The sequence below is a fragment of the Halobellus litoreus genome, assembly GCF_024464595.1.
In the GTDB taxonomy this organism is placed as follows: Archaea; Halobacteriota; Halobacteria; order Halobacteriales; family Haloferacaceae; genus Haloquadratum; species Haloquadratum litoreum.
On the sequence record NZ_JANHAW010000001.1, the window covers coordinates 51,530 to 73,536 of the forward strand.

At 64.5% G+C, this 22,007-nt stretch carries 24 protein-coding genes and 1 pseudogene; 12 read left to right on the plus strand and 13 right to left on the minus strand.

Features of this window, described 5'->3' with window-relative positions:
* Nucleotides 1-187: 187 nt before the first annotated feature.
* Entirely contained in the window at nucleotides 188-2,458 is a 2,271-nt protein-coding gene (locus NO360_RS00185; RefSeq protein ID WP_256305368.1) for a thioredoxin domain-containing protein, read from the minus strand.
* Nucleotides 2,459-2,616: 158 nt separating this feature from the next.
* Between NO360_RS00185 and purD the strand changes: the two genes are divergently transcribed.
* Both purD and NO360_RS00195 read left to right on the plus strand, forming a co-directional pair.
* Nucleotides 2,617-3,915 (plus strand): phosphoribosylamine--glycine ligase, encoded by a 1,299-nt coding sequence (gene purD, locus NO360_RS00190; protein ID WP_256305369.1) that lies wholly within the window; start codon nucleotides 2,617-2,619, stop codon nucleotides 3,913-3,915.
* A gap of 238 nt (nucleotides 3,916-4,153) precedes the next feature.
* Nucleotides 4,154-4,624, plus strand: a complete 471-nt coding sequence (locus tag NO360_RS00195) for an acyltransferase (protein WP_256307056.1) — start codon at nucleotides 4,154-4,156, stop codon at nucleotides 4,622-4,624.
* Between the two features lie 27 nt (nucleotides 4,625-4,651).
* Here NO360_RS00195 and NO360_RS00200 read toward each other — a convergent pair whose 3' ends face one another.
* From NO360_RS00200 to proS, 4 genes are all read right to left on the minus strand, one after another.
* Nucleotides 4,652-5,014 (minus strand): DUF7534 family protein, encoded by a 363-nt coding sequence (locus tag NO360_RS00200; RefSeq protein ID WP_256305370.1) that lies wholly within the window; start codon nucleotides 5,012-5,014, stop codon nucleotides 4,652-4,654.
* Nucleotides 5,015-5,022: 8 nt separating this feature from the next.
* Nucleotides 5,023-5,898 carry a mechanosensitive ion channel domain-containing protein gene (locus tag NO360_RS00205; protein ID WP_256305371.1) on the minus strand — a complete coding sequence of 292 codons (876 nt, stop codon included), beginning with the start codon at nucleotides 5,896-5,898 and terminating at the stop codon, nucleotides 5,023-5,025.
* Entirely contained in the window at nucleotides 5,898-6,713 is an 816-nt protein-coding gene (gene dacZ, locus NO360_RS00210; RefSeq protein ID WP_256305372.1) for a diadenylate cyclase, read from the minus strand. Before dacZ ends, NO360_RS00205 begins: the two co-directional genes overlap by 1 nt.
* Before the next feature lie 158 nt (nucleotides 6,714-6,871).
* Nucleotides 6,872-8,338, minus strand: a complete 1,467-nt coding sequence (gene proS, locus NO360_RS00215; RefSeq protein ID WP_256305373.1) for a proline--tRNA ligase — start codon at nucleotides 8,336-8,338, stop codon at nucleotides 6,872-6,874.
* A 145-nt stretch (nucleotides 8,339-8,483) separates the two neighbouring features.
* Between proS and NO360_RS00220 the strand changes: the two genes are divergently transcribed.
* Nucleotides 8,484-9,041, plus strand: a complete 558-nt coding sequence (locus NO360_RS00220) for an HTH domain-containing protein (protein WP_256305374.1) — start codon at nucleotides 8,484-8,486, stop codon at nucleotides 9,039-9,041.
* Here the strand turns inward: NO360_RS00220 and NO360_RS00225 are convergent.
* Nucleotides 9,028-9,510 (minus strand): DUF7984 family protein, encoded by a 483-nt coding sequence (locus NO360_RS00225; RefSeq protein ID WP_256307057.1) that lies wholly within the window; start codon nucleotides 9,508-9,510, stop codon nucleotides 9,028-9,030. The two genes, NO360_RS00220 and NO360_RS00225, sit on opposite strands and share 14 nt — an antisense overlap.
* A 293-nt stretch (nucleotides 9,511-9,803) precedes the next feature.
* On the opposite strand from NO360_RS00225, the gene NO360_RS00230 reads away from it, so the two are divergent.
* From NO360_RS00230 to NO360_RS00240, 3 genes are all read left to right on the plus strand, one after another.
* Nucleotides 9,804-11,720, plus strand: a complete 1,917-nt coding sequence (locus NO360_RS00230) for a beta-CASP ribonuclease aCPSF1 (protein WP_256305375.1) — start codon at nucleotides 9,804-9,806, stop codon at nucleotides 11,718-11,720.
* 79 nt (nucleotides 11,721-11,799) lie between these two features.
* On the plus strand, nucleotides 11,800-12,198 hold the full coding sequence (locus tag NO360_RS00235) for a methylglyoxal synthase (RefSeq protein ID WP_256305376.1): 399 nt from the start codon (nucleotides 11,800-11,802) through the stop codon (nucleotides 12,196-12,198).
* A 158-nt stretch (nucleotides 12,199-12,356) separates the two neighbouring features.
* Nucleotides 12,357-12,842: a DUF7332 family protein gene (locus NO360_RS00240; RefSeq protein ID WP_256305377.1), complete on the plus strand. Its 486-nt coding sequence runs from the start codon at nucleotides 12,357-12,359 to the stop codon at nucleotides 12,840-12,842.
* Nucleotides 12,843-12,864: 22 nt separating this feature from the next.
* Here the strand turns inward: NO360_RS00240 and NO360_RS00245 are convergent, their stop codons facing one another.
* Genes NO360_RS00245 through NO360_RS00255 form a run of 3 tightly spaced genes read right to left on the minus strand, consistent with a single transcriptional unit; the run spans nucleotide 12,865 to nucleotide 15,859 of the window.
* Nucleotides 12,865-14,010, minus strand: coding sequence for an ABC transporter permease (locus NO360_RS00245; protein WP_256305378.1), 1,146 nt, complete (start codon nucleotides 14,008-14,010; stop codon nucleotides 12,865-12,867).
* Entirely contained in the window at nucleotides 14,007-14,672 is a 666-nt protein-coding gene (locus tag NO360_RS00250; protein ID WP_256307058.1) for an ABC transporter ATP-binding protein, read from the minus strand. The genes NO360_RS00245 and NO360_RS00250 overlap by 4 nt, the downstream gene beginning before the upstream one ends.
* The gene (locus NO360_RS00255) at nucleotides 14,669-15,859 is read right to left on the minus strand and encodes a COG1361 family protein (protein WP_256305379.1); all 1,191 of its coding nucleotides are present in this window, start codon (nucleotides 15,857-15,859) and stop codon (nucleotides 14,669-14,671) included. The genes NO360_RS00250 and NO360_RS00255 overlap by 4 nt, the downstream gene beginning before the upstream one ends.
* Nucleotides 15,860-16,024: 165 nt before the next feature.
* Here NO360_RS00255 and NO360_RS00260 point away from each other — a divergent pair, with 165 nt between their 5' ends.
* Nucleotides 16,025-16,519: a VOC family protein gene (locus tag NO360_RS00260; RefSeq protein WP_256305380.1), complete on the plus strand. Its 495-nt coding sequence runs from the start codon at nucleotides 16,025-16,027 to the stop codon at nucleotides 16,517-16,519.
* Between the two features lie 51 nt (nucleotides 16,520-16,570).
* Here NO360_RS00260 and NO360_RS00265 read toward each other — a convergent pair whose 3' ends face one another.
* Both NO360_RS00265 and NO360_RS00270 read right to left on the minus strand, forming a co-directional pair.
* A complete protein-coding gene (locus NO360_RS00265; protein ID WP_256305381.1) occupies nucleotides 16,571-17,053 on the minus strand; it encodes a preprotein translocase subunit SecD family protein in 483 nt (160 codons plus the stop codon).
* A gap of 90 nt (nucleotides 17,054-17,143) precedes the next feature.
* Nucleotides 17,144-17,440 (minus strand): annotated as a pseudogene (locus NO360_RS00270) (endonuclease III domain-containing protein); the annotation flags it as partial.
* 39 nt (nucleotides 17,441-17,479) lie between these two features.
* Here NO360_RS00270 and NO360_RS00275 point away from each other — a divergent pair.
* Together NO360_RS00275 and NO360_RS00280 are read left to right on the plus strand one after the other, a co-directional pair.
* Nucleotides 17,480-18,505: a tyrosine-type recombinase/integrase gene (locus NO360_RS00275; protein ID WP_256305382.1), complete on the plus strand. Its 1,026-nt coding sequence runs from the start codon at nucleotides 17,480-17,482 to the stop codon at nucleotides 18,503-18,505.
* Between the two features lie 46 nt (nucleotides 18,506-18,551).
* Entirely contained in the window at nucleotides 18,552-18,920 is a 369-nt protein-coding gene (locus NO360_RS00280) for a hypothetical protein (protein ID WP_256305383.1), read from the plus strand.
* 325 nt (nucleotides 18,921-19,245) lie between these two features.
* Here the strand turns inward: NO360_RS00280 and NO360_RS00285 are convergent, their stop codons facing one another.
* Both NO360_RS00285 and NO360_RS00290 read right to left on the minus strand, forming a co-directional pair.
* Nucleotides 19,246-19,443: a hypothetical protein gene (locus NO360_RS00285; protein WP_256305384.1), complete on the minus strand. Its 198-nt coding sequence runs from the start codon at nucleotides 19,441-19,443 to the stop codon at nucleotides 19,246-19,248.
* Nucleotides 19,427-19,564 carry a hypothetical protein gene (locus tag NO360_RS00290; protein WP_256305385.1) on the minus strand — a complete coding sequence of 46 codons (138 nt, stop codon included), beginning with the start codon at nucleotides 19,562-19,564 and terminating at the stop codon, nucleotides 19,427-19,429. The genes NO360_RS00285 and NO360_RS00290 overlap by 17 nt, the downstream gene beginning before the upstream one ends.
* A 573-nt stretch (nucleotides 19,565-20,137) precedes the next feature.
* On the opposite strand from NO360_RS00290, the gene NO360_RS00295 reads away from it, so the two are divergent.
* The 3 genes from NO360_RS00295 to NO360_RS00305 all read left to right on the plus strand — a co-directional run bounded on the left by NO360_RS00295 (nucleotide 20,138) and on the right by NO360_RS00305 (nucleotide 21,996).
* A complete protein-coding gene (locus NO360_RS00295; RefSeq protein WP_256305386.1) occupies nucleotides 20,138-20,848 on the plus strand; it encodes a hypothetical protein in 711 nt (236 codons plus the stop codon).
* 12 nt (nucleotides 20,849-20,860) lie between these two features.
* Entirely contained in the window at nucleotides 20,861-21,265 is a 405-nt protein-coding gene (locus tag NO360_RS00300; RefSeq protein ID WP_256305387.1) for a hypothetical protein, read from the plus strand.
* 101 nt (nucleotides 21,266-21,366) lie between these two features.
* Nucleotides 21,367-21,996 (plus strand): MjaI family restriction endonuclease, encoded by a 630-nt coding sequence (locus tag NO360_RS00305; RefSeq protein ID WP_256305388.1) that lies wholly within the window; start codon nucleotides 21,367-21,369, stop codon nucleotides 21,994-21,996.
* Nucleotides 21,997-22,007: the final 11 nt, after the last annotated feature.

Sequence of the window (22,007 nt, forward strand, 5' to 3'; positions counted from 1 at the left end):
TCACACCAAAGCGCCACTTTTTGGCGTTTCCTGGCCCGGTTGAAACTAAGAGTCTCGTCGGCGTAGCAGAGACTGAAATATCAACGAATCGGGGACGAGTGGTCGACAAACTGATTCGCGGCGAACAGGCGCTCGACGACCTACACGACAGTTCGGCGTCGTAGTTTTTTTCTACGCGGGCGACTCGCTACGACTCGCCGTCACCGTCACCGGATTCGTCGCCGACATCCGGAATCGAGACGTCGTTGCCGTCGATCGAGACGTCGCCGTCAACCGATTCGCCGATCGATTCCTCCCCGTCCCCGAACCACCCGAACGCCGCCGACAGCGAGTGGGTCGGCGGCGAACACGTGCGACCTTCGCAGACGTAGATGGTCGGCTCGCCGTCGCGCATCTCTCTCCCCTTCCAGACCGCGGGAATCTCGCCGGTCCCCAAGCGGTCGATCCAGTCAGCCAGTTCGTCGTCGGTCGGCGGCCGCGGCGAGACGATCGAATCGGGCAGGTACGTCGTCGCCAGCGAGTCCCGGGAGCGTTCGGGGAGCGGAACCGACCCGTCGACCGACTCCGCGGCGATCACGACCTCGGTCCCGCCGCGAGCGCGTCTATCGGCCGCGAGCGCCAGCGAGACGTGTTCGAGGGGGCCGCCGCGGATCCGGTTCGCGTGGGTGTCGAGCACCGCGCCGGCGATCTCGCTGAATCCTTCCCCGGGGGCGAAGGCGTCGAGACTCAGGAGCAGCGAGGTCGCCACACCGGTGCTGGACGGCGTCGACTGATCCTGTAACTCCTGCGGTCGGGTGACGAGCGACTCGCCCTCCGCGGGCGTCATATACAGCGTGCCGGCGTCGGCGTCGTAGAACTCCTCGACGACGACGCGGGCCAGATCCAGCGCGAACGCGAGGTGATCGACCGCTCCGGTGGTCTGATAGAGGTCGAACGCGCCGCGAGCGAGGAACGCGTAGTCGTCGAGGTACCCTTCGCCCTTCACGTCGCCGTCCTTGTAGCGGCGGGCGAGACGCGCTTGCTCTCTATCCCACAGGTGTTCGCGGACGAACGAGAGAGCGTCTGTCGCCAGTTCGGTGTAGGCGTCGTCGCCGAGGATCAGTCCCCCGCGGGCGAGACTCGAAATCGCGAGGCCGTTCCACGACGCCAGGATCTTCTCGTCGCGGGCGGGGCGAACGCGCTCCTCGCGCGCCTCGAACATCGCGGCCCGGGCGTCGTCGAGGCGGTCGACGATCTCTGACTCCTCGCAGTCGTACGCGTCGGCGAGGTTCGGAATCGACGCGTTCACCGTGAGGACCGTCTCGCCCTCGAAATTGCCCGCTTCGGTCACGCCGAACCGCTCGATGGCGATTTCGGCCGTCCGTTCGTCGTCGATGGCGTCCTCGACCGCCGCGGGCGTCCAGACGTAGTACTTGCCCTCCTCGCCCTCGCTGCGGGCGTCGAGGGTGCTGTAGAAGCCGCCCTCGTCGTGTCTGAACTCCCGGTCGAGGAAGTCGAACGTCTCGCGGGCGATAGTGCCGTACGCCTCCCGGCCGGTGAGCTGGTACGCCGCGAGGTAGACCCGCGGGAGTTCGGCGTTGTCGTACAGCATCTTCTCGAAGTGCGGGACCGTCCACTCTCGGTCGGTGGCGTACCGGTGGAAGCCGCCGCCGACGTGGTCGTAGATGCCGCCGGCCGCCATCGCGTCGAGCGTCGTCGTCGCCGCCGAGAGCGCTTCCTCGGAGCCGGATCGAAGATGCGACCGGAGCAGCGCCTCGATCCGCCCCGGCTGGGGGAACTTCGGCCCGCCGGAGCCGAAGCCGCCGTACTCTCGGTCGGTCGCACGGAGGGCTGACTTCGCGACGTCTCCGAGTATGTCGTCGTCGACCCCTTCGCGGTCGTTGTCGACGTCGCCGGCGGGTTCCGACCCGCCCGCGGCGGTCGTCTCCAGGTTGTCCCGGAGCGCGTCGGTCCACTGCTCGGCGCGGTTCTCCATCTCCTCGCGGTTCGCTTCAGACTGCCAGGAGTCCGCGAAGGAGCGACAGACGTCCAGAAATCCGGGCACGTTCCCACGCCGGGGGTTCTCGGTCTTCGGGAAGTAGGTGCCGACGTAGAACGGCTTGCCCTCGGGGGTGAGCCAGACAGACAGCGGCCACCCGCCGCCGCCGGTGACGAGCTGGCAGATCGTCTGATACACCCGGTCGAGGTCCGGGCGCTCCTCGCGGTCGACCTTGATCGGGACGAAGGAGTCGTTGAGGACCGACGCGACTTCCTCGTCCTCGAAGCTCTCCTCGGCCATCACGTGACACCAGTGGCACGCCGAGTAGCCGATCGAGAGGAAGATGGGTCGATCGGTCGCCCGCGCGGCGGTCAGCGCCGCGTCGTCCCACGGCTGCCAGTGGACCGGGTTGTCGGCGTGTTGCCGGAGGTACGGGCTCTCCTCCTCGTCGAGCCGGTTTCGCGAAAGCGGATCGTCCATACGCCCCGTTGGGCCGTAGGCGGGAAAAGCCGTGTGACCCGGCGCGCGGTCAATGGCTTACCCGTCGGTCGACCGTGCCGGCGGAACGAGCACGTACGTGCATATCGAAGGACCAAAAAAGAGCAACCTTTACACTCTCCTGTGTATGTGCTCCGGGTATGCCCAACTCGGAGACAGTGCTTCTCGTCGGCGGCGGCGGCCGCGAGCACGCGATCGCCCGTGCGCTGGCCGCAGATCCGGCGTGCGACCTCTACGCGTGTGCGAGCAACCGAAACCCCGGAATCACGGCGCTCGCGTCGGGGTTCGAGACGATCGAAGAGACCGCCGTCGAGGCGGTCGTCGCGTACGCGACCGAGGTCGACGCCGACCTCGCCGTGATCGGCCCCGAGTCCGCCCTGGAAGCCGGCGTCGCCGACGCGCTCGACGAGGCCGGCGTCTACGCCTTCGGGCCCGACGCCGAGGCCGCCCGCATCGAGACGGACAAGGCCTTCCAGCGGGAGTTTATGGAATCGGAGTCGATTCCGGGCTGTCCCGACTACGCCGTCTTCGAGGATATGGAAGCCGCCTGCGAGTACATCGACGAGTACGACGGTGACCTCGCGGTCAAGCCCGCCGGCCTCACCGGCGGCAAGGGCGTGAAGGTCATCGGCGATCAGGTGGACCGGGAGGGCGCAAAGGAGTACCTCCGCGAGAACGACTACGACGAGGTCGTCCTCGAAGAGCGCCTCGTCGGCGAGGAGTTCACCGTCCAGGCGTTTGTCGCGAACGGCGACGTGCGGCCGACGCCGGCCGTCCAGGACCACAAGCGCGCCTACGAGGGCGACGAGGGGCCGAACACCGGCGGGATGGGAAGCTACAGCGACGCCGGGCCGGAACTGCCGTTTATGACGAGCGAGGAGTACGCCGCGGCCGTCGATATCCTCGAAGCGACCGTCGACGCGCTCCCCGAGTACAAGGGCGTCCTCTACGGCCAGTTTATGCTGACCGTCGACGGGCCGAAGGTCGTCGAGTTCAACGCCCGTTTCGGCGACCCCGAGGCGACGAACACGCTTCCCGTCCTCCGCACGTCGTTCCTCGACGTCCTCACGGCCGCCCGCGACGGCGAGTCGCTGCCGCGACTCGAATTCGACGGCGAGGCCACCGTCTGCAAGTACGCCGTCCCCGACGGCTATCCCACGAACCCCAAGAGCGGGGCGAAGATCACCGTCGACGAGGACAGCGTCGGCGACGCGCTCCTGTTCTACGCCAGCGTCGACGAGCGCCCCGACGGCCTCTACACGACGACCTCCCGATCGTTCGCGGTCGTCGGCGTTGACGATTCCATCGAGGCGGCCGAACGGCAGGCCGAGGACGCCCTCGCCGCCGCGGGCGACGGCCTCCGCGTCCGCCACGACGTCGGGAAGGCGGACCTCGTCCAGCGTCGGATCGACCATATGAACGAACTCCGCGGGAACTGAGCGGGCGCCGCTCTGCTGTCGTCACCGACGGGGCGACCGCCGCGGCGCGAAACGAGCGAACCTTTTGATACTTCGCGCCTAACGGGCAGTCGTGAGCGAGGACGACGCCCGAGACGCCGAAGAGGGCGACGATCGAGAGACGAACGCACCTGACGGCCGAGACGCCGACGGATCGGGCCGCGGAGCAGACGCAGAGAGCAGACACGGCCGCGTCGAACGTCACCCGACGCCGGGGCCGATGAACTCCCTGCGGCGCTGGACCGACGTGAAGCCGGTCTGGCGGGTCGCGCTCAACTACCTCCTCGTGTGGGTCGCGCGCGTCGCCCCCTCGCTGCGGGTCCGGAACTGGGCCCTGCGCCGACTGGGCGTGACCGTCGGCGAGGGCGTCTCCTGGGGGCTGGAGGCCACGCCGGACGTGTTCTGGCCGGAACTGATCACGCTCGGCGACCACGCCGTCGTCGGCTACGACGCCGTCATCCTCTGTCACGAGTTCTTACAGGACGAGTACCGCACGGGCGAGGTCGTCGTCGGCGAGCGCGCGATGATCGGCGCGAAGGCGGTGATCCTCCCCGGCGTGCACATCGGCGCGGGCGCGCAGGTGGCGGCGAACTCGCTCGTCACGCGCGACGTACCTCCGAACGCGACCGTCGCCGGCGTGCCAGCGCGCCCGATGGGAGACGACGACGCTGCGGGCGACGCCGATGAGTGAGCCGCCCTTCTCACTCGATCACGCGGCTCAGGAGAGACGCTCTCTGAGGCGCTCGACCCCTTCGCGGTAGACGAACGCGTACGCCAACGGGTAGGCGACGACGAGTCCGCCGGCGAGATAGCGGAGTTGCGTCAGCGGGTCCGGCGGTCCGAACACCGCCCCCGCGGCCGCCAGGGCGTGTGCCGCGGCGACCGCACGAAACGCCCGCTCGCGCTTGCTCTGCGCCGTCTCTTCGTCGCCCCGGCGGCGGAGGGCCGACCGAATCAGTGCCAGCGACACGACGAGGCTCGTGACGAGGAAGCCGACGCCGAACAGGACGTAGAGCGGGAACTGCGAGACGGGTGTCCCCTGCAGCGGAAGGGAAAACGGGAGCAGCGAGACGGGCGACATCACCCGGTTCACTCCCGGATGCGGACGATGCCTTCCTCGAAGACGGTGCTGTTCGGGACGATGAACTCCTCGCCGTCGTTCTCGACGTGCGTCACGAAGAGGTTCACCTCCTGGACGATGCCGCGCTTCTCGCCGATCTCGATCTCGTCGCCGATCGCGTAGGGCTGATTCAACAGGAGATACGACCCCGCGGCCCCGGATTTCAGCAGGTCCGAGAGCGCGATTGCCGCGAGGAGCACGAGCGCGAAGAGGTACACGGCGAGCAGCACGACGAGCGCCAGCGTGGCGACCCCCAGTTGCGACAGCGCGATCAGGACGGCCACGTAGAAGACGGTGAACTTCGCGAGTCGGGGGAACACCCCGATCTGCGGGAGCTTGATTCCGGTGAGTCGCTCACTGACGACGATATGGACCTTGTCGCCGACGACGACGCCGACGATGAGGATGACGACCGCGAAGAACAGTTGCGGGAGGAACCCGACCGTCCCGGCCCAGAAACTCGCTGCGACCGTGACGTGGGCGACCGACAGCACGGCGAGGAAGGTGACTCCGAGCACGAAAAACCGCACTAGCGTGCCGAGCACCTCGACCGTCGAGGTTTCGAACTCCCGTGCGGTCCGCTCGAAGGCCGTTCCCTCGATCGCGCCCGGGACCCCGACCCGGACCAGGAGGCGCTTCGTCAGCGTTCCGAGGACCATCGCGGCGACGACGCCCACGACGACGACGATCAGGGCGGCCCAGACCCACTGCGGCACCGCGGCGAAGAGTTCGGCGAAGCGGTCCAGGTCGATCTGCAACGCCGCCGCGCTCTCCGCTCCGAGACCGACGCTCGCCGGTCCGTGCGCTCGGCTCGTCACCGCCGTTCCCGTCAGCGATCCCGGCATCAGTACTCCTCCGGATCGATCTCCAGAATGATCTGTCCGCCCTTGAAGGCTCTGACGAGGCCGTCAGACTCCGAGAGGACGATGGCCGTCGCGTTCGTATCACGGGTGATCGCCGCGCCCGCCATGTGGCGCGCGCCGAGCCCTTTCGGGATGTCGACGCCCTCGGCGGCGGGTTCGAGGTAGCGGTAGGCGCTGACGATCTTCCCCGAGTCGCTGATGACGAACGCGCCGTCCAGCCGGGAGAACTCCTTGAGCATCACGTTCACGATGGGGTCGCCGACGTGGACGTGGGACTTCTCGAAGGGGTTGTACGACAGCGGTCGAGACTTGTTCATCACCTTTCCGGCGTCGCCGACGACGAACAGCGCGCCGACGGGCTTGCCCTTCTGGCCCTTCTTTCCCAGTTCGATCGCCACCTCGAAGACGTCCCGAATGACGCTCGGATCCGCCCGGGAGTTCGCGAACAGGTCGTAGATGCCGGATCGCATCGCCTCTTCGACCCGCACGCGGACCACGCCGTCGGGGTCGCCGTCGAAGATCCGCACGCTGCAGGCGACCACGTCGCCCTCCTCGACGAGGTCCTGTTCGAGCGCCCCTTCGACCCCGAATCTGATCCGGTCGCGGACGTTGTCGAACTCCAGCGGCAGTTCCACGTACGTCTCGGCGTCGACGGCGTTCGCGGGCGCGACGACGACCAACTGCTCGTCGATATCGGCGTCGGCGAACCGCTCGTAGTGGGAACTGCTCGGCGAGAAGAGAAACACGCTCTCGATGTCCGACACGACATCTCCCAGCAGGTCCGATAGCGCCGACATTAGCGTGTCTACACTTCCAGCGCTGTAAAGCGTTGTGGGACGTTCTCGCCAGCGATATCAGTCTTGCACTCGGCTGACAACCGTCTGACGCTGCGGTCCGACGTGATCGCGGCGGATCCTGCACCCCCGCGACGGCGGCCGTCCGGCGTTTCGGCCGCTCAGTACGACTTCGCGAAGTACGCGGTCTCGACCGCGTCGCCGTCGCAGATCGCACAGTCGGCGTCGTGGTGGATCTCCGCCTCCTCGTCGTCGAGCGGGACCATCACGATCTCGGCGGCGATCTGGTCTTTGATCTCGGTCTCGCAGTCCTCGTCGCCGCACCACGGCGCTTTCACGTAGCCACCGTGCTGACCGATCGTTCCCAGGATGTCGGCGCGAGAGTCGGCCTCGCGGACGTTCGATTCGAGGTTTTCCTCGGCGGCGGCGTACAGTTTCGCGTAGACCTCGTCGAAGTGCGACTCGACGGTCTCGGCGATGTCCTCGCGGTCGACCTCCGTCGACTCGCCGTCGGGGCGGTGCACGAGCGTGACGGTCCCGTCGTCGGCCTCGTTGGGGCCGATCTCCATCCGAACGGGGACGCCCTTCAGCTCCCACTCGTTGAACTTGAAGCCGGGGTTGCGCTCGTCGCGGTCGTCGAGTTCGACGCGGATCCCCGCCTCTTCGAGGTCCTCGGTGATTCCCTCGGCGTACTCCAGGACGTCTTCTTTCGTGTCGGCCTGCCAGATCGGGACGACGACGATCTGCTCGGGGGCGATCGCCGGCGGCAACACGAGGCCCTGATCGTCCGAGTGCGTCATAATGAGCGCGCCGATGGCCCGCCAAGAGAGGCCCCAGGAGGTGGTGTGAGCGATCTGTTCGTCCTCGTCCTCGTCGGTATAAGTGATGTCGAACGCCTCCGCGAAGGAGGTCCCGAGGTAGTGTGAGGTCGCCCCCTGAACGGACTTGCCGTCGGGCATCAGCGCCTCGACGGTCGTCGTCGTGTCCGCGCCGGGGAACTTGTCGTGTTCGGGCTTCGCGCCGCGCAGGACGGGCATCGCGAGCAGGTCCTCGTAGGTGTCCTCGTACTGGTCGAGACGGCGCATCGTCTCCGCCCACGCGTCGTCACGCGTCGCGTGCGCGGTGTGGCCCTCCTGCCAGAGGAACTCCTTCGTCCGGAAGAACGGCTTCGTCTCCGTCGCCTCCCAGCGGACGACCGAGACCCACTGATTCACTCGCAGGGGGAGGTCCCGGTGGCTTCGCACCCACCGGGAGATGTAGGGCGTGATGATCGACTCCGAGGTCGGTCGGACCGCCAACGGCTCTTCTAACTCCTCTTGGCCGGCGCGGTCGACCCACGCGACCTCGGGGTCGAATCCCTCGACGATGTCCTTCTCCTGTTCGAGGTAACTCTCGGGGATGAACATCGGGAAGTAGGCGTTCTGGACGCCCGTGTCCTTGAACAGGCCGTCGAGATGGCCCTGGATTCGCTCCCAGAGCTCGTACGCCCGGGGTCGGGTGACGATGAAGCCGCTCATCCCCTCGGGCGCGTAGTTCGCGAGGTCGGCTTTCTGGACCACTTCGGCGTACCACTCGCCGGTGTTGTACTCTTTCGACTCGGTGATGCCGAGTTCCTGCTCGTCGCTCATTACGTATTTCGAGCCCCAGGGCGGTCTTAAATCTCCCTGAACTGGTGACGGTTCTGTCCCGTAACGAGAGTAATCGGTGTCAGCCGACCAGTTAGCGCAAGCTAGTTGACAGTAGGCGACGTAGATAGCGTTGGGTGAGAGTACTATGTTAACACGCCGCACAAACGTCCGAGCCGAACTGGAGCGGGCCGACGGCGGTGGCGGCACAACGGCGGGTGCGCGCGACAGTGGAGACGACGCGCCGTCCGAAACCCGGATCGAACTGTGGCGCAAGCCCGTTAAAACCGGTGGACTGAACGAGTTCGCACGAGTCGAAGAACGCCTTCGCACGCTGGCCGAGTGTGAGCATATCGACGCCGTCGCCGTGAAAACTTGGGATCGATACGTCGACACCGCCGAGGGAAGCCGCGACGACGAGGGACCGCGAGCGACCCTCGAACGGCTCCGTCGATACACGGGTCGGGATGCGAAACTGGAATCGGAGGGATCGCCCGCGTACCACCCGCGCATCGCGGGACGAGGCCGACTCGGTCCTCGAACCGATGCAGCGCGGATTCCGCGGGCCGCGCTCGTGGAGTTCGAAGACGGGAGCATAACCAACGTCACGCTCGCGGACGAGCGAACGGGCTGTCTCACCGAGCGCCTGAAGCAGATCGCCGAGCGGGGAGGGTCCCAAGCGGACTCGGACCTCACTCCGGAGTGACCGCGAACGGGCTCTCCGTCTCGCGCCACTCCCACCCGGGGAGCCGGGTCTGAAACCCCGCCGCCAACGCCGCGTCGAGGTCGTCGATTCCGGCACCGCCCTCGCTGTGCGTCGCCACGTCTGCGACGTGAAACGTCGCCTGCGCGAGCAGTGACAGCGGCGTCCCGCCCGCGACGGTCGCGGCGAGCTCCCGGCCCAGCACCTCGTCGACGACGAAGCCCGGGTAGTCGCCTTCGACGTCGAGACTCCGGAGCAGCGCGACGTACGCGGCGGCGTTGACGGCGACGTCGCCGTCGGCGAAGACCGTCGCGACCTCCTCGCGGTACGCCGCGGCCGACACGCGGGCGACGTCGGTCTCGAACAACTCGCCCAGGCGCGCTCGCGTCTCGTTGATGACCGGAACGATCTCCTCGGCCCGGTCTGCCACCCACTCGGCCTCGCTCGCGACGCGGTTCGGCGTGATCTCGATACCGTCGCTCGTGATACCCATATCGCAACGCAGGTCGCGCCGGGGTTTCGGTTTTGCGAAGGCTTTTATACAGAGGCGGGACTACTTCGCTCCAAGCGGGTTCTCCCTGCCTCTCAGCAGCCAGGACCGCAGACATAGTCGTACACTACGCACTACGTTCGTCCTATGCGCTCTCACCTGACATCGCCGTCTCCCCGCGTCGACGGAGTGTTCGTCCTGCCGGGTTCGCTGCGGAGGTCGGGTACCCCGACCAATCAGCTGTCGTCGGCGATCACGACGGAACGCTCTCAGTTATGAGTTCAGTAGACACGCAACTCGAGGAGTTGAAAGCAGAGATCAAGGCGGAGTTGCCGGCCGACATCTCGGTGACGGACGTCACATACGAAGGCCCGGAACTGGTCATCTACACGCGCGATCCGAAGCGGTTCGCCCGAAACGGCGACCTGATCCGCGACCTCGCGGGGAAACTCCGCAAGCGGATCACTGTCCGACCCGATCCCGTCGCGCTGTCGCCGCCGGAGCGGGCCAGAGACCGAGTCATCGACGTCCTCCCCGAGGAGGCCGGCGTCACCGACCTCGACTTCCACGAGGACACCGGCGAGGTCGTCATCCAGGCCGACAAGCCCGGAATGGTCATCGGCCGAAACGGGGCGACGCTCCGAGAGATCACCCGGGAAGTCGGATGGACGCCCCAGGTCGTCCGGACGCCGCCGATCGAGTCCTCGACGGTATCGAACGTCCGCAACTTCCTCAGACAGGAGCGCGAGGACCGACGACAGATCCTCGAACGCGTCGGCCGACAGATCCACCGGGAGGAACTCGCCAACGAACAGTGGGTCCGGATCACGATGCTCGGCTCCTGTCGCGAGGTCGGCCGCTCGTCGTTCATCCTCTCGACGGCCGAGACCAGGATTCTGGTCGACTGCGGCGAGAAGCTGGGGTCCGGTGAATCACCGTATATGCAGATTCCCGAAGCGCTCGGTGCCGGGGCGAACTCGTTCGATGCGATCGTTCTCACGCACGCGCACCTCGATCACTCCGCGCTCGTCCCGCTGCTCTACAAACACGGCTACGACGGCCCGATCTACACGACCGAACCGACGCGGGACCTGATGGGGCTGCTCCAACTCGACCACCTCGACGTGGAGACCAAAGCGGGTCGGACCCCGCCGTACGACCCGGAGATGGTCCGCGAGGCGATCAAACACACCATCCCCATCGAGTACGGCGACGTCACCGACATCGCACCCGACGTCAAGTTGACGCTCCACAACGCCGGACACGTCCTCGGCAGCGCCATCGCGCACTTCCACATCGGCGACGGGCTCTACAACGTGGCGTTCTCCGGCGACATCCACTACGGGGAGACGAGGCTGTTCGACGGCGCGGTCAACGACTTCCCCCGCGTCGAGACGCTCGTCCTGGAGTCGACGTACGGCGGCCGGAACGACTACCAGACCGATCAGGAGGACTCCGAGCGCAAACTGATCGAGGCGATCAACGAGACGCACGACCGCGGCGGCACCGTCCTCGTCCCGACCGCGGCAGTCGGCCGCGCCCAAGAGTTGATGCTCGTCCTCGAGGAGGCGATGCGAGCGGGGAAGATACCCCGTATGCCCGTCCACCTCGACGGGATGATCTGGGAGGCGACGGCGGTCCACACGACCTACCCCGAGTACCTCCGGTCCGACCTCAACGACCGCATCTTCGGGGAGGAGGACAACCCGTTCCTCGCCGGGGCGTTCAACCACGTCGACGGCGGCGACGAGGAACGCCGGGACGTCGCCGATGGCGACCCCGCCATCGTCCTCTCGCCATCCGGAATGGTTACCGGCGGACCGATCCTGTCGTGGCTCCGCCACGTCGGTCCAGACCCGGACTCTCGGCTCGTCTTCGTCGACTACCAGGCGCAGGGCACCCTCGGTCGACGGCTCCAGAACGGGCTGACTGAGGTCCCGATCGACGACGGCGTCGGGCGCTCGGAGACGGTCCAACTGGAGGCGGACGTGGACACGTTCGACGGCTTCTCCGGTCACGCCGACCGCCAGGGGCTCGAAAACTTCGTGAAGACGATGAACCCCCGTCCCGAGAAGATTCTCTGCGTCGACGGCGACGAACGCGCCGTTCAGGACCTCTCCTCCGGCCTGTACCACGACTACCACCTGCGGACGTTCACGCCGAAGAACCTCGAAACGTTCCGGTTCCGGTGACGGACGGGGGCACAGCCGTCCTCGGTCGCGAGCGGGATGCCGACGAACCTTCTTATCCGAGTGCGACGACAGTCCCCGTATGCGCCTCGCGCTGATCGCGCACGACGAGAAGAAGCCCGACATCATCGAGTTCGCGGAGAGCCGTCTCGACGACCTCGAACGGTTCGAGCTGATGGCGACGGGGACGACCGGCAAGCGACTGCAGGAGGCGACGGGCCTCGACATCGAGCGCAAACAGTCGGGACCGATCGGCGGCGACATGCAGATCGGCGCAGAGATCGCCGACGGCAACTGCGACGGGGTCGTCTTCCTCCGCGATCCGCTGACGGCGCAACCGCACGAACCGGACATCAGCGCGCTGTTGCGCCTCTGCGACGTGCATTCGATCCCGCTGGCGACGAACCTCGCCAGCGCCGACGCCGTTCTCGACGAACTCGTGCGCGTTCTCGACGGCGAGGAGCGGCCGGAGTCCGGATAAGCCCGCGCCAGCGAGGAGCGGCCGCAGTCTCGGTACGGCTTCGACGACCGTGGCCCTCTCTAGTCGCGGCTGAGTCGCGAGGACGGCGTCACTCGCGAAATATCAGCGCTGAAAACTGTGTCGCGGGACTTAATCCGGTGACCACGCAACGGGTCACTATGGACCGTCGCTCCGGGTCGACCGACATCACTCGCCTCCTCGCCGTCGCGCTGGTCTGTGCTGTCGTCGTCGCCGGCGTTCCCCCGGCGTCGGCGCAGTCTGGCGAGACCGGCGGCAGCGACGCCGGCGGCGCTGCTCAGGAGCGGCGCTGCTTTCCCGACGGCGGATACGACCTCACGATCGGGGACGGCAACCCGCACATCGACGTGACCGTCCACACCTCGCTGTTCACGAACCCGTCGCCGCCGAGCGCGATCGGGTTGGAAGCCCAGGGCGTCGCGGTCGACAGCGACGTGATCGAACTCCGGACGGGCGTCCTCTTCGAGGGCGTCCCGGACGACGACTCGACGGCCGCCGTCTGGAACTCCTTCGCGATCCTCTTCGACTACCGGCTGTCGCTCCCGATGTTCTCCGACTCGATCGGCGACTCGACGTACGAACCGACCGGCGGCCCGGTCTCCGGGGTCGAAACCCGGGGCTGCTGATCCGGCTCGGACGTCGCCGCCCTCACCCCCTGAGCGCCTCGACGGGCGGATCGTTCGCTGCCTTCCAGGCGGGGTAGAGGCCGCTCAACACGCTCGCCACCACGGCGAACCCGAACCCGATCAGGAGGTACCGGACGCTCGGCCACCCGAAGACGAGCAGCGGGTCTCCCGACAGGACCTGGAACACGACGAGACCGACCCCGAGCGAAACCACCGCGCCGACGACGCCGCCGACGACGCCGAGGAACGCGGCTTCGGCGAGTATCATTCGGAGGACTTCGCCGCGCCTGATTCCCACGGCGCGGAGGACGCCGATCTCGCCGCGGCGCTCGATCGTGCTCATCAGCATCACGTTGAGGATCGCGACGCTGGCGACGACGAGCGAGATGGACCCGATGCCCAGCAGCGCGAGGTTGAGCGTGTTCAGGAACGAGTCGATGTTCTCCTGAACGCCCGCGAAACTGGTGACGCTCAACACCTCCTCGTCGCCCTCGTTGAACCGGGCTTCGAGGCGGTCGGCGATCGACTGGGCCTCGTCGCCGTCGGCGGCGACGACCGTGACCGTGTCGTAGTGCTCCTGCTCTGAGAGCGCCGACAGCGGCACCACGAGTTCGCTCCCGCCGCCCCCGAAGCCGCCCGAGGACTCGATGAGCCCGCGGACGCGGTAGAGCCGCCCCTCGTACTCGACGGGGTCGCCGAGTTCGATTCCGAGCTGCGCGGCCGTGCTGTTGGTGAGCAGCGCCCCGGACTCCAGCCGGTCGGGACTGTCCCCGGACGAGACGGTGTACAACGCGCTCGCCTGCCGCAGCGCGGTCACACTCACGAACGCCTCCCCGCCGTCACGGGCCGAGAGCGTCGTTCGGTTCGATTTCTGCGGGACGACGGTCGCGTCGCCCGTGAGGCTTCGGATCTCCTCGACCTGCTCGTCGGTCACGCCGTCGGCCGAACTGTCGGGGCCAGCGGAGATCGACACCTCGTTCGTGAGACTGCCGAGGTCCGTCGTCGCCTGTTGCTGGAGCGCGACGCCCGCGATCCCGAGCGAGGAGATGGCGACCACGCCGATGATGATGCCGAGCGCCGCGAGCGCCGTCCGGACCCGGTTGCGGCCGAGGTTCCGCCAGGCCATCTGCACGCTGGGGAACCGCCACAGCAGATCGGTGACGCTCACTCCTGGATCACCCCGTCGACGAGGCGGACGACCCGGTCGGCGTAGTCGAGGAGTTGCTCGTCGTGCGTCACCGCCACGATGGCGATCCGCTCCTCCTCTTTGAGCCGCGTCAGTTCGTCGAGGATCGTCCGGCCGGTGTCCTGATCGAGGTTGCCCGTCGGTTCGTCCGCCAGCAGGACCTTCGGTTCGTTGATGAGCGCCCGCGCGATGGCGACGCGCTGCTGCTGGCCACCCGAGAGCTGATTCGGCGTGTGGTCGAGCCTGTCGCCGAGACCGACCCGCTGCAGGAGGTCCACCGCCCGCTCGCGGCGGTCGCGGGTGGTGTCCCACATCGACGGGAGTTCGACGTTCTCGGTCGCGGTGAGCATCGGCAGCAGGTGAAACGCCTGGAAGACGAACCCGATCCCGGAGCGGCGCTCCTCGGTGAGTTCGTCCTCGGTGAAGTCCGTCACGTCGCGGCCGTCGACCCTGACGGTCCCCTCCGTGGGAGTGTCGAGCAGGCCGACGAGGTTGAGCATCGTGCTCTTCCCCGATCCGGAGGGGCCGATCACCGTGACCATCTCGCCGCGCTCGGCCCGGAAGTCGACGCCCTTCAGCGCCTCGATGGTCTCCCGGCCGCTCTGGTACCGCTTCACCGCGTCTTCGAGTTCGACGACCGTCATCTGCGCCACAGGTAGCCGCCGACGCCGATCGCGAGGACGACGACCGCGCCGACGCCGATGGCCGTCAGCGGGAGCCCCCCGGAGCCGTCGGAACCGCCACCGGGCTGTCGGCCACTGCTGCTCGCTGCCCGGTCGCCGCCGGCCGCCATCGAGTCGGCGTCGGCGAGTGAAACCCGCTGTGTCGTCGTAACGCGTTCGTTGTCGACGATGTACGTGATCTCGACGGGGACCGCCGAGGCGTTCTGCTCGGCCTCGGCCGTCAACTCGAACGTCGCGAACTCGCTGGCGTCGATCGCGCCGATGAAGTACTCCGCGGAGGGCGGCGTCGGACGCACGCCGTCGCCCTCGCCGACGCTCACGAGCACCGAGTCCGCGTCGGTTCCGCCGAGGTTCGCGGCGTCGCCTTCTATCGTCACGCCGGATCCTGTCCGTGTGGCTTCGATGGCTGTGAGGCGGATCTCGCCGGGAATCTCGCTCTGATCGTCTATGTCCACCGAGATGGTCTTCTCGTGATCCTCGCCGGCGGCGCTGTAGGCGGCGGTGAATCGGACCGTCTCCGCTCCGACGTCCGAGGTGTCGAACGTCGTCGTCCGGTTCGCGTCTGGCGGAACGTCGAACAGGAAGTTCCGCTCCAGGACCTCGCCGCCGACCCTGGCGGTGATCTCGACGTCGGAGAGGTCCGCGTTGCCGAAGTTCGTCAGCGTGACCGACGTCGTCTCCGCGTTCGCGTCCGTCTGCGAGGACAGTTCCGCTCGCACGTTCGGGTCGGTCACGTCGACGTACACCGGATACGTGTAGCGGTGGTACTCGTCGTCGTCGTCCTGAACGACGACGGTGACGGTGAGCCGTTTCTCGCCCGCGGTATCGAACGACGTCGAGAGCGGCACCGACAGCGACCCACCCGGTGCGATCGACCCGACGTCCTCGATGCGGGCGTACTCGTCGGTGGTACCGGTCCGACGGACGTAGATGTCGCGGACCTCGACGGTCGTGTCGCTGTTCTCCAGGTTCGAAATCGTCGCGTCGATGGTGACGCGTTCGTCGGTGTTCGGATCCTCCGGTGAGATAGACACCGAGGAGAGCTGTACTGCCGGGTTCGCCGCCGTCGCGGTCGTTCCGACCGCACCCATACCGCTCAGGAGGACGAGGAGGGCGACGAACGTTCGAGTCGTGGGGGACCAGTTCACAGCCTCCCGTATACGTCGGCGACACTAAACGATAGCGTCGACAGCGATAATACCGACGACTGCGACGGCGCGAGTACCGAGAGGTCTCGGACCGTCGCCGACGGCCGTGTGACTGGGAGAAGAACGCGAACGACTTTGTCGCCCGGCGCCGTGGGTGATCGCGGTATGGTCGAGCCCCGCTACACCCACGTCAGTATCGTCGCAGACGACCTCGAGGAGTCGGTCGACTTCTACGAGTCGGTCTTCGGGATGAAGCGGATTCCGACGCCGGCCTTCGACGAGCGGATCCAGTGGCTGCAGTGCGGCGAGTTTCAGTTGCACCTCGTCGAGCGCGACGACGACCCGCCCGCGTTCAACCACCACGCGCTCCACGTCGACGACTTCGAGACGGTCTATCAGTCGATCCGCGACCACGACCGCGCGGAGGCGGAAGCACTTCCGCAGATCGAGGCCAGCGCGGACCCCGATCCGCCGGTCTACGTCCTCCCCTCGGGGGCGGTCCAGTGGTACGTTCGCGATCCGGCCGGGAACTTGGTCGAGATCAACGCGCCCGACGCCGACGCCCTCGACGAGTCGCTCGTGCGCAACCTGGTGAAACGGACCGACATCGAGTGGCCGGAGGCGGGCGAGGAGCCGGCACCGATCTATCTGAACGAGTGAGACCGGCCACCCGCTGCGGCGTGCGGCCTCCGCTCCGCGCTGACGCCGATCCTACTGACTGTTGCTTATCTCCCGGGCGAAGCTCCGGTCGTCGGTCTGCAGCGTGAACCCGGGATCCTGCTGAAAGCTCCCGTTGCGCATCGCTTCGATGAGCCCTCTGGAGAGTTGGAAGCTCTGGACCTCTCGTCCGCTGAAGTAGACGAAGATCGGGTGGTCTCGCGGCGCCTCGAACGCACCGACCTCCCGGAGCGCGTCCACCAGTCGTTCCGCCGCCTCGGTGGTGAGACGAATCTGGACGGCGTACATATCGCCCTGCTCGCGCGGGTCCTCCGCGCTGGCGATTCCGTCGCTCTCGACGACCGTTTGGAGGGTGCCGTCGTCGTCGGCATACCGGATCTCCAGTCCCCCGTCGGCCGTCGTGCCACCGTCCTCGCCGGACGCCGTCCCACCTTGCTCGGACCCCGTGTCCGTGAGCCGCAGACACCCGGACGTAGCACCCGTAAGCAGAAAGAACAGCCAGTGGCGACGTTGCATACTTCGTATCCGGCCCGGGAAATGTAGTAAATCTGCCGGCTCCGGGGACGTGCTTCGGCGTCGTCGCGACGGACGTCGGCGAAGCTGCGGTCAGTTGGTCGCTGACTCGGCGGGATCGACGACCGACTCGCCGACCTCGTCGACGCCGACGCGGTCGCACAGATCGTACAGCGGGCACGCTTCCGGCCCGTCGAGACAGGCCGGTTTACGCGCCGTGCAGTACTCTCGACCGAACTGGATCATCGCCGTGTGACCGAAGCCGCACTTCTCGCCCGGCACGTCGGCTTCGAGGTGCTCGCGGACCGTCTCGTGGTCGGCGTCCGCGGGCGCGAGGCCCATCCGACGGGCGATCCGGTGGACGTGTGTGTCCACCGGAAAGACGGCACCATCCGATACCATTATGCTATCATTGAGTGTGGATACCTTATGAGTGGCCGGTGGTCGACGTTGAAGACGGTCCACGAGTTTCCGGATGGTGAGCTCTGGTTGCGCCGTCGGAAGCAGCGGAATAGTGAGAATAACGCTAAACAGGCTCGTATTGCGTTGGAGGAGTTTGACGCGTTCATGTATGTCTACGGGTTTGAGGGAGTGGAGCAAATAGATAACGTCGCTCTTGAGGACTTCAGCTATTTTCTCGTAGATGAGGATTATGGAAATCATGCGCATTCGACGACTCGGCAGCGGTGGTACATGGTCAGAAACTACCTGAACGACCATGTTGACGAAGACCTTGGGTGGGAGGATGATGGTTGGATTTTGAGTTGGACTCGTGGGGGGACGGAGACGGCTCATCAGCGAGATTTGGAGATTCACTGGTTGCCTATCCCGATGATTCATAAATTGATTGAGGGGGCTGCTGAGCACCCGATGACTCCGCTGCGTAACGAGCTCATTGTTCGTATCTTGTATAATACAGGGTGCCGGCCGTCGGAGGTGGCGCGGATGCAGACGCGCCGGGTTGACTTGTCGACTCGTTCGATTACGGTGCAGAATTCGAAGGTGAAGGATACGGACGCGCCGAATTATGAGAAGACGGTGTTCTTCACGAGGAAGACGCGACAGAAGATGCGCGAGTGGTTGAATCGAGGGGGGCGAGATTCGTTGGTGACGGCTTCGGAGTCTATTCGACTGTTCCCGGGGTACAACTCGAAAGAAATCAGCTCTCGCCAAGTCAACAGTATTGTTCGGCAGGCGGCGGACGCGGCGGATGTGCAGGAGGATTCGTTGGAGCGGGCTGATGGGGTGATGGTGAATCGGGTGACGCCGAAGGCTCTTCGTCACTCGTTCGCTGTTCACAGTGTCCGGGGTCGGGAGTTATCGGGGTCGCCTGCGATGGATTTGGAGACTCTTAGGCAGATTATGGGGCATTCGACGTTGGAGACGGTTCGTCAGTATCTGCAGTTTCGGGAGACGACGACGCGGAATACGTTTGATTCGTGTTTCCCTGATTGATTAATGTAGGAGAGCACCAATGCAGTCGCTCTACGTCCTGTAGAGCATGAATTACGAGGACCTCAATAATGTCCCGGCGCGGTCGCTCGTGGGTCGGTCGTCGACGGTCGTCTTCGCCCCGGAGAACGCGTATCTCAATGAAGGGGATGATTGGACGCTCGCTAAGGTCTCGTTCAAGGACGGGGATGGCGAGCTACGGTACTTCAGCGCGTTCAAGGGCTCATGCAGCGACGAGTGTTGGGATGAGCTCGTACGCTTAGTCAGGGAGTTCGAGGAGCGTTCTTCGCGGACGCGGTGGGTGTACGCGACTGATGTGCGGGCTACGGTGTCGGAGAAGTATCTGAATATCAATCCGAGCCAGTCGTCAGAAGTGAAGGTGGGGCCGTTGAACGAGTTCGGGCTCCACGAGGAGTAGTTACGAGCGGGCGAGTTCGAGTTTTTCTTCGCTGAGGTTCATGAGCATTTCTGCCTTCGGACCAGCGCGCCATATCGAGCTGTGTGGGCTGTCTCGTGAGAGCCAGTCGTACGCTTGCATTTCGCGGAGGCATCGGCGGACTGTGTGGCGTTCCGACTCTTTGAAGGGTAGGTCTCCAATCTTGAATTTGCCGGTGCGGACGATTTGTTCGAGGGCTGTGGTCCAGCACTCGTCTCTGAGCGTCAATGGTTTTCAACTCCGGTTTGAGATAGTGCATATTTGGTAATAAAGGGGTTATTTTGGTGCAGGTTTGAAGCGGTGAGAATTAGTGGGAGTGGTCGTCGAGGGCTTGTTCGATTGTGACGCGGTGTTCGCGCATGGCTTCTATCGCGTCTTTGATGGCCCATTTGGTTTTGATGTCGGGTGCGTCGGCGAGGAGGTCGCGGTAGATGGCGATTCGGTCTTCGCATTCGTGGAGTTGGCCTTTGAGGCTTTTCCGGGCGCGTTCAGGTGTCACCTCCATCACCTTCGTTATCTTCGAGTGCGAGGAATGCTTCCATCACCTCTTCTCGGGTCGCAAAGTCGCCGTCGTGAGCATTCTCAATACCTTCGAGAATACCTTCAAACGCTTTCTCGTCTCTCATCGGCGGTCACCTTCGTCGTCTTCAATGGCTGCATCTTCCAGCACTTCTTCGAGTTTGAACCCGAATGCGATTGAAATCCGCTCAGTTAACTCGTCAAATTCAGTCATCGGCGGTCACCTTTGCAGCGGTGTCGATGGAGGTTCTCGTCGATTTCGCGGGTGCTGACTTTTACGCTGCAGTCTCGGCAGTATGCGAAGCGGTCGTCGTCGGGGTCTGCGTCGTAGATGTGGGCTCCGTCTGTGTAGATTTTATCATGGGATTTGTCCATGATATTAAGTCTCGGGCGGAGTGCTAAGGTGCTTCGTCGGAGGGAGTGACGCGGAGAAAAATTCGCTCGTTGTATTGCGATTTTCGGGGTTTGTGTTCGGGGTCTATTCGGGCCAATTCTGCGGGAGAGTTTGGGTCAAACTTCTTCGGATACAATCAACCCCGGGGTTTTATCATCCCGCGCAACACAAACATGGGTGTAGGAGTTCAGTACAGTGCTGTGGGCGCTCCGGGTCCAATCGGGATGCGCCCACAGGCTCCTACACTGCTAGAGCCATGAGTACGTTAGAAACCTACTCTAATAAAATGAGCGGTGAAGACGACGGCCCGAGGAAGGAGTACATGCATTACGCGGGTACTTCGTCGCTTCGGGAGGAGGACAAGAAAGACGTATCGGACGGGTTGAACGGGACGCTGACGCTGAAGGACGGTGATGTCAGCGCTATCAACGGGAAGCCCGGTAGTCTGATTCGAATCCTCGCGGAGTCAAACGGTCGGTCCGTCGTTGCAGAGCGGAAGATACACTCGAACGGTCGCTCGGTAACGCTCCCTCTGGGGAAGCGTCGAGAGCTCGACCTCGCCCCGGGTGATGAGATTGAGTGGTGGATTGAGCTCGTGGAACGCGAGCCGGACGACGGTGGTAGTTCGTCGTCCTCTTCAACGTCGACGACCTCTACGGACACAAGTGACGAGATGGAGTACAAGTGTCTGTGGTTCGTCGGCGAGAGCGAGTTCCACTACATCGAAGACGAGGACGCTGAGGAGACTCAGTGTGGTGAGCCGTTAGACGACCGCGAGTACCGTATCGAGGATGAGGAGCCGACTGGCTTCTTGACGGTGTGTCCGGAGTGCAACGTCAAGGAGTCGAGTGAGATGACGAATGAGGAGATTGTGGAGTGGTTCGGTGCTGAGGCCGGGTTCGACCCGGGTGGTGGTCCGCCGTCGTACTTCAATAAGGAGCAGCTCGTGAAGCTTCGCGAGTGGGCTCTGGACTTGAAGGAACGCGCGGAAGAGTAGGACCACCAGCCAATGCTGACTCTGCAACAAGTTTCTCTCGTCATCGGCATCCTTGCGGGCTCAATCGTCCTCGGACGCTTTCTCAGGAGCAAATACAGCCCACTCAAGAGCTTTGCATCCGAGAAAATCGAGGACTTCAACGAGTCTGTAACGCGCGGTGTCATCGGAGAAGGTGATAAGGACTGGAGGTATCGTATCGAGAAACACCGGGGGTCAAGCGAAGAGGTATCGGTTGAAGACCGCCCGTATTGCCCTAAGTGCGACGCTCAGCTGAAACAGACGCGGGAGAGTCTACTCGGAATAAATCATAGAGTTACGCTCTGGAAGTGTTCGGAGTGTGAGACTCATTATGATTATGAAGAGGATGAGTCTGAGGTGGTGAAGGGACGACTTCGAGACGGAACCGCAGACGAGTAGCGGTTTGCCGGTTGTGGTGCGAGGCGCGATTCTTTTCCAGTCCAGTCATCGTTGGTCAGCCATCAGTAGTATTATCTGCCTGAGGTGAACGGTTACCAAATATGCCAAGAACGATTCGTATTTCTGAGGAAGAGCGAGAGGAGTTAGTTGCGGAGATTGACCCGGAGTTCCCGAAGTACACGACGCAGATTATGAATACGGCCAACCAGAATTCACAGGGGACCCGACCTGCTACTGTTGGTCAGTTGAATGAGATTATAGAGGAGTACAAGCAAGAGTATCCGAATGGTGATTTTGAGGATTGGAAGCGGTTTTATTTTGATGAGTATGATGGGGAAGAGAGTATTGAGGAAGCGACGGATAAGGTGTTTGAGATGGTTGTAAAGATGCGGGAGGCGGCGGAGGAGATTGACCGGGAGATGGTGAATCGGTGGGTGAAAGACCTCGTACTCTATAAGACGTATAATGGGCTTGGACGTACTGAGGAAGCGGTTTTGAAGAAGTTGTCTGAGGAGTATGGTGTACCGTATGAGCTTGGTACGGCTGAGGATGAGTCGAAGGGTATTGACGGGTATCTTGGTGACCAGCCGGTGTCGGTGAAGCCGGTTACGTATAAGCAGAAGAGTCGGTTGCAGGAGGATATTCAGGCTCCGATTGTGTATTATGAGGATTATTCAACGACTGATGCGTTGAAGCTGGATTTGGAGGAGCTTGACGAAGTGCTGGGTTGAGAAGGGGTTAC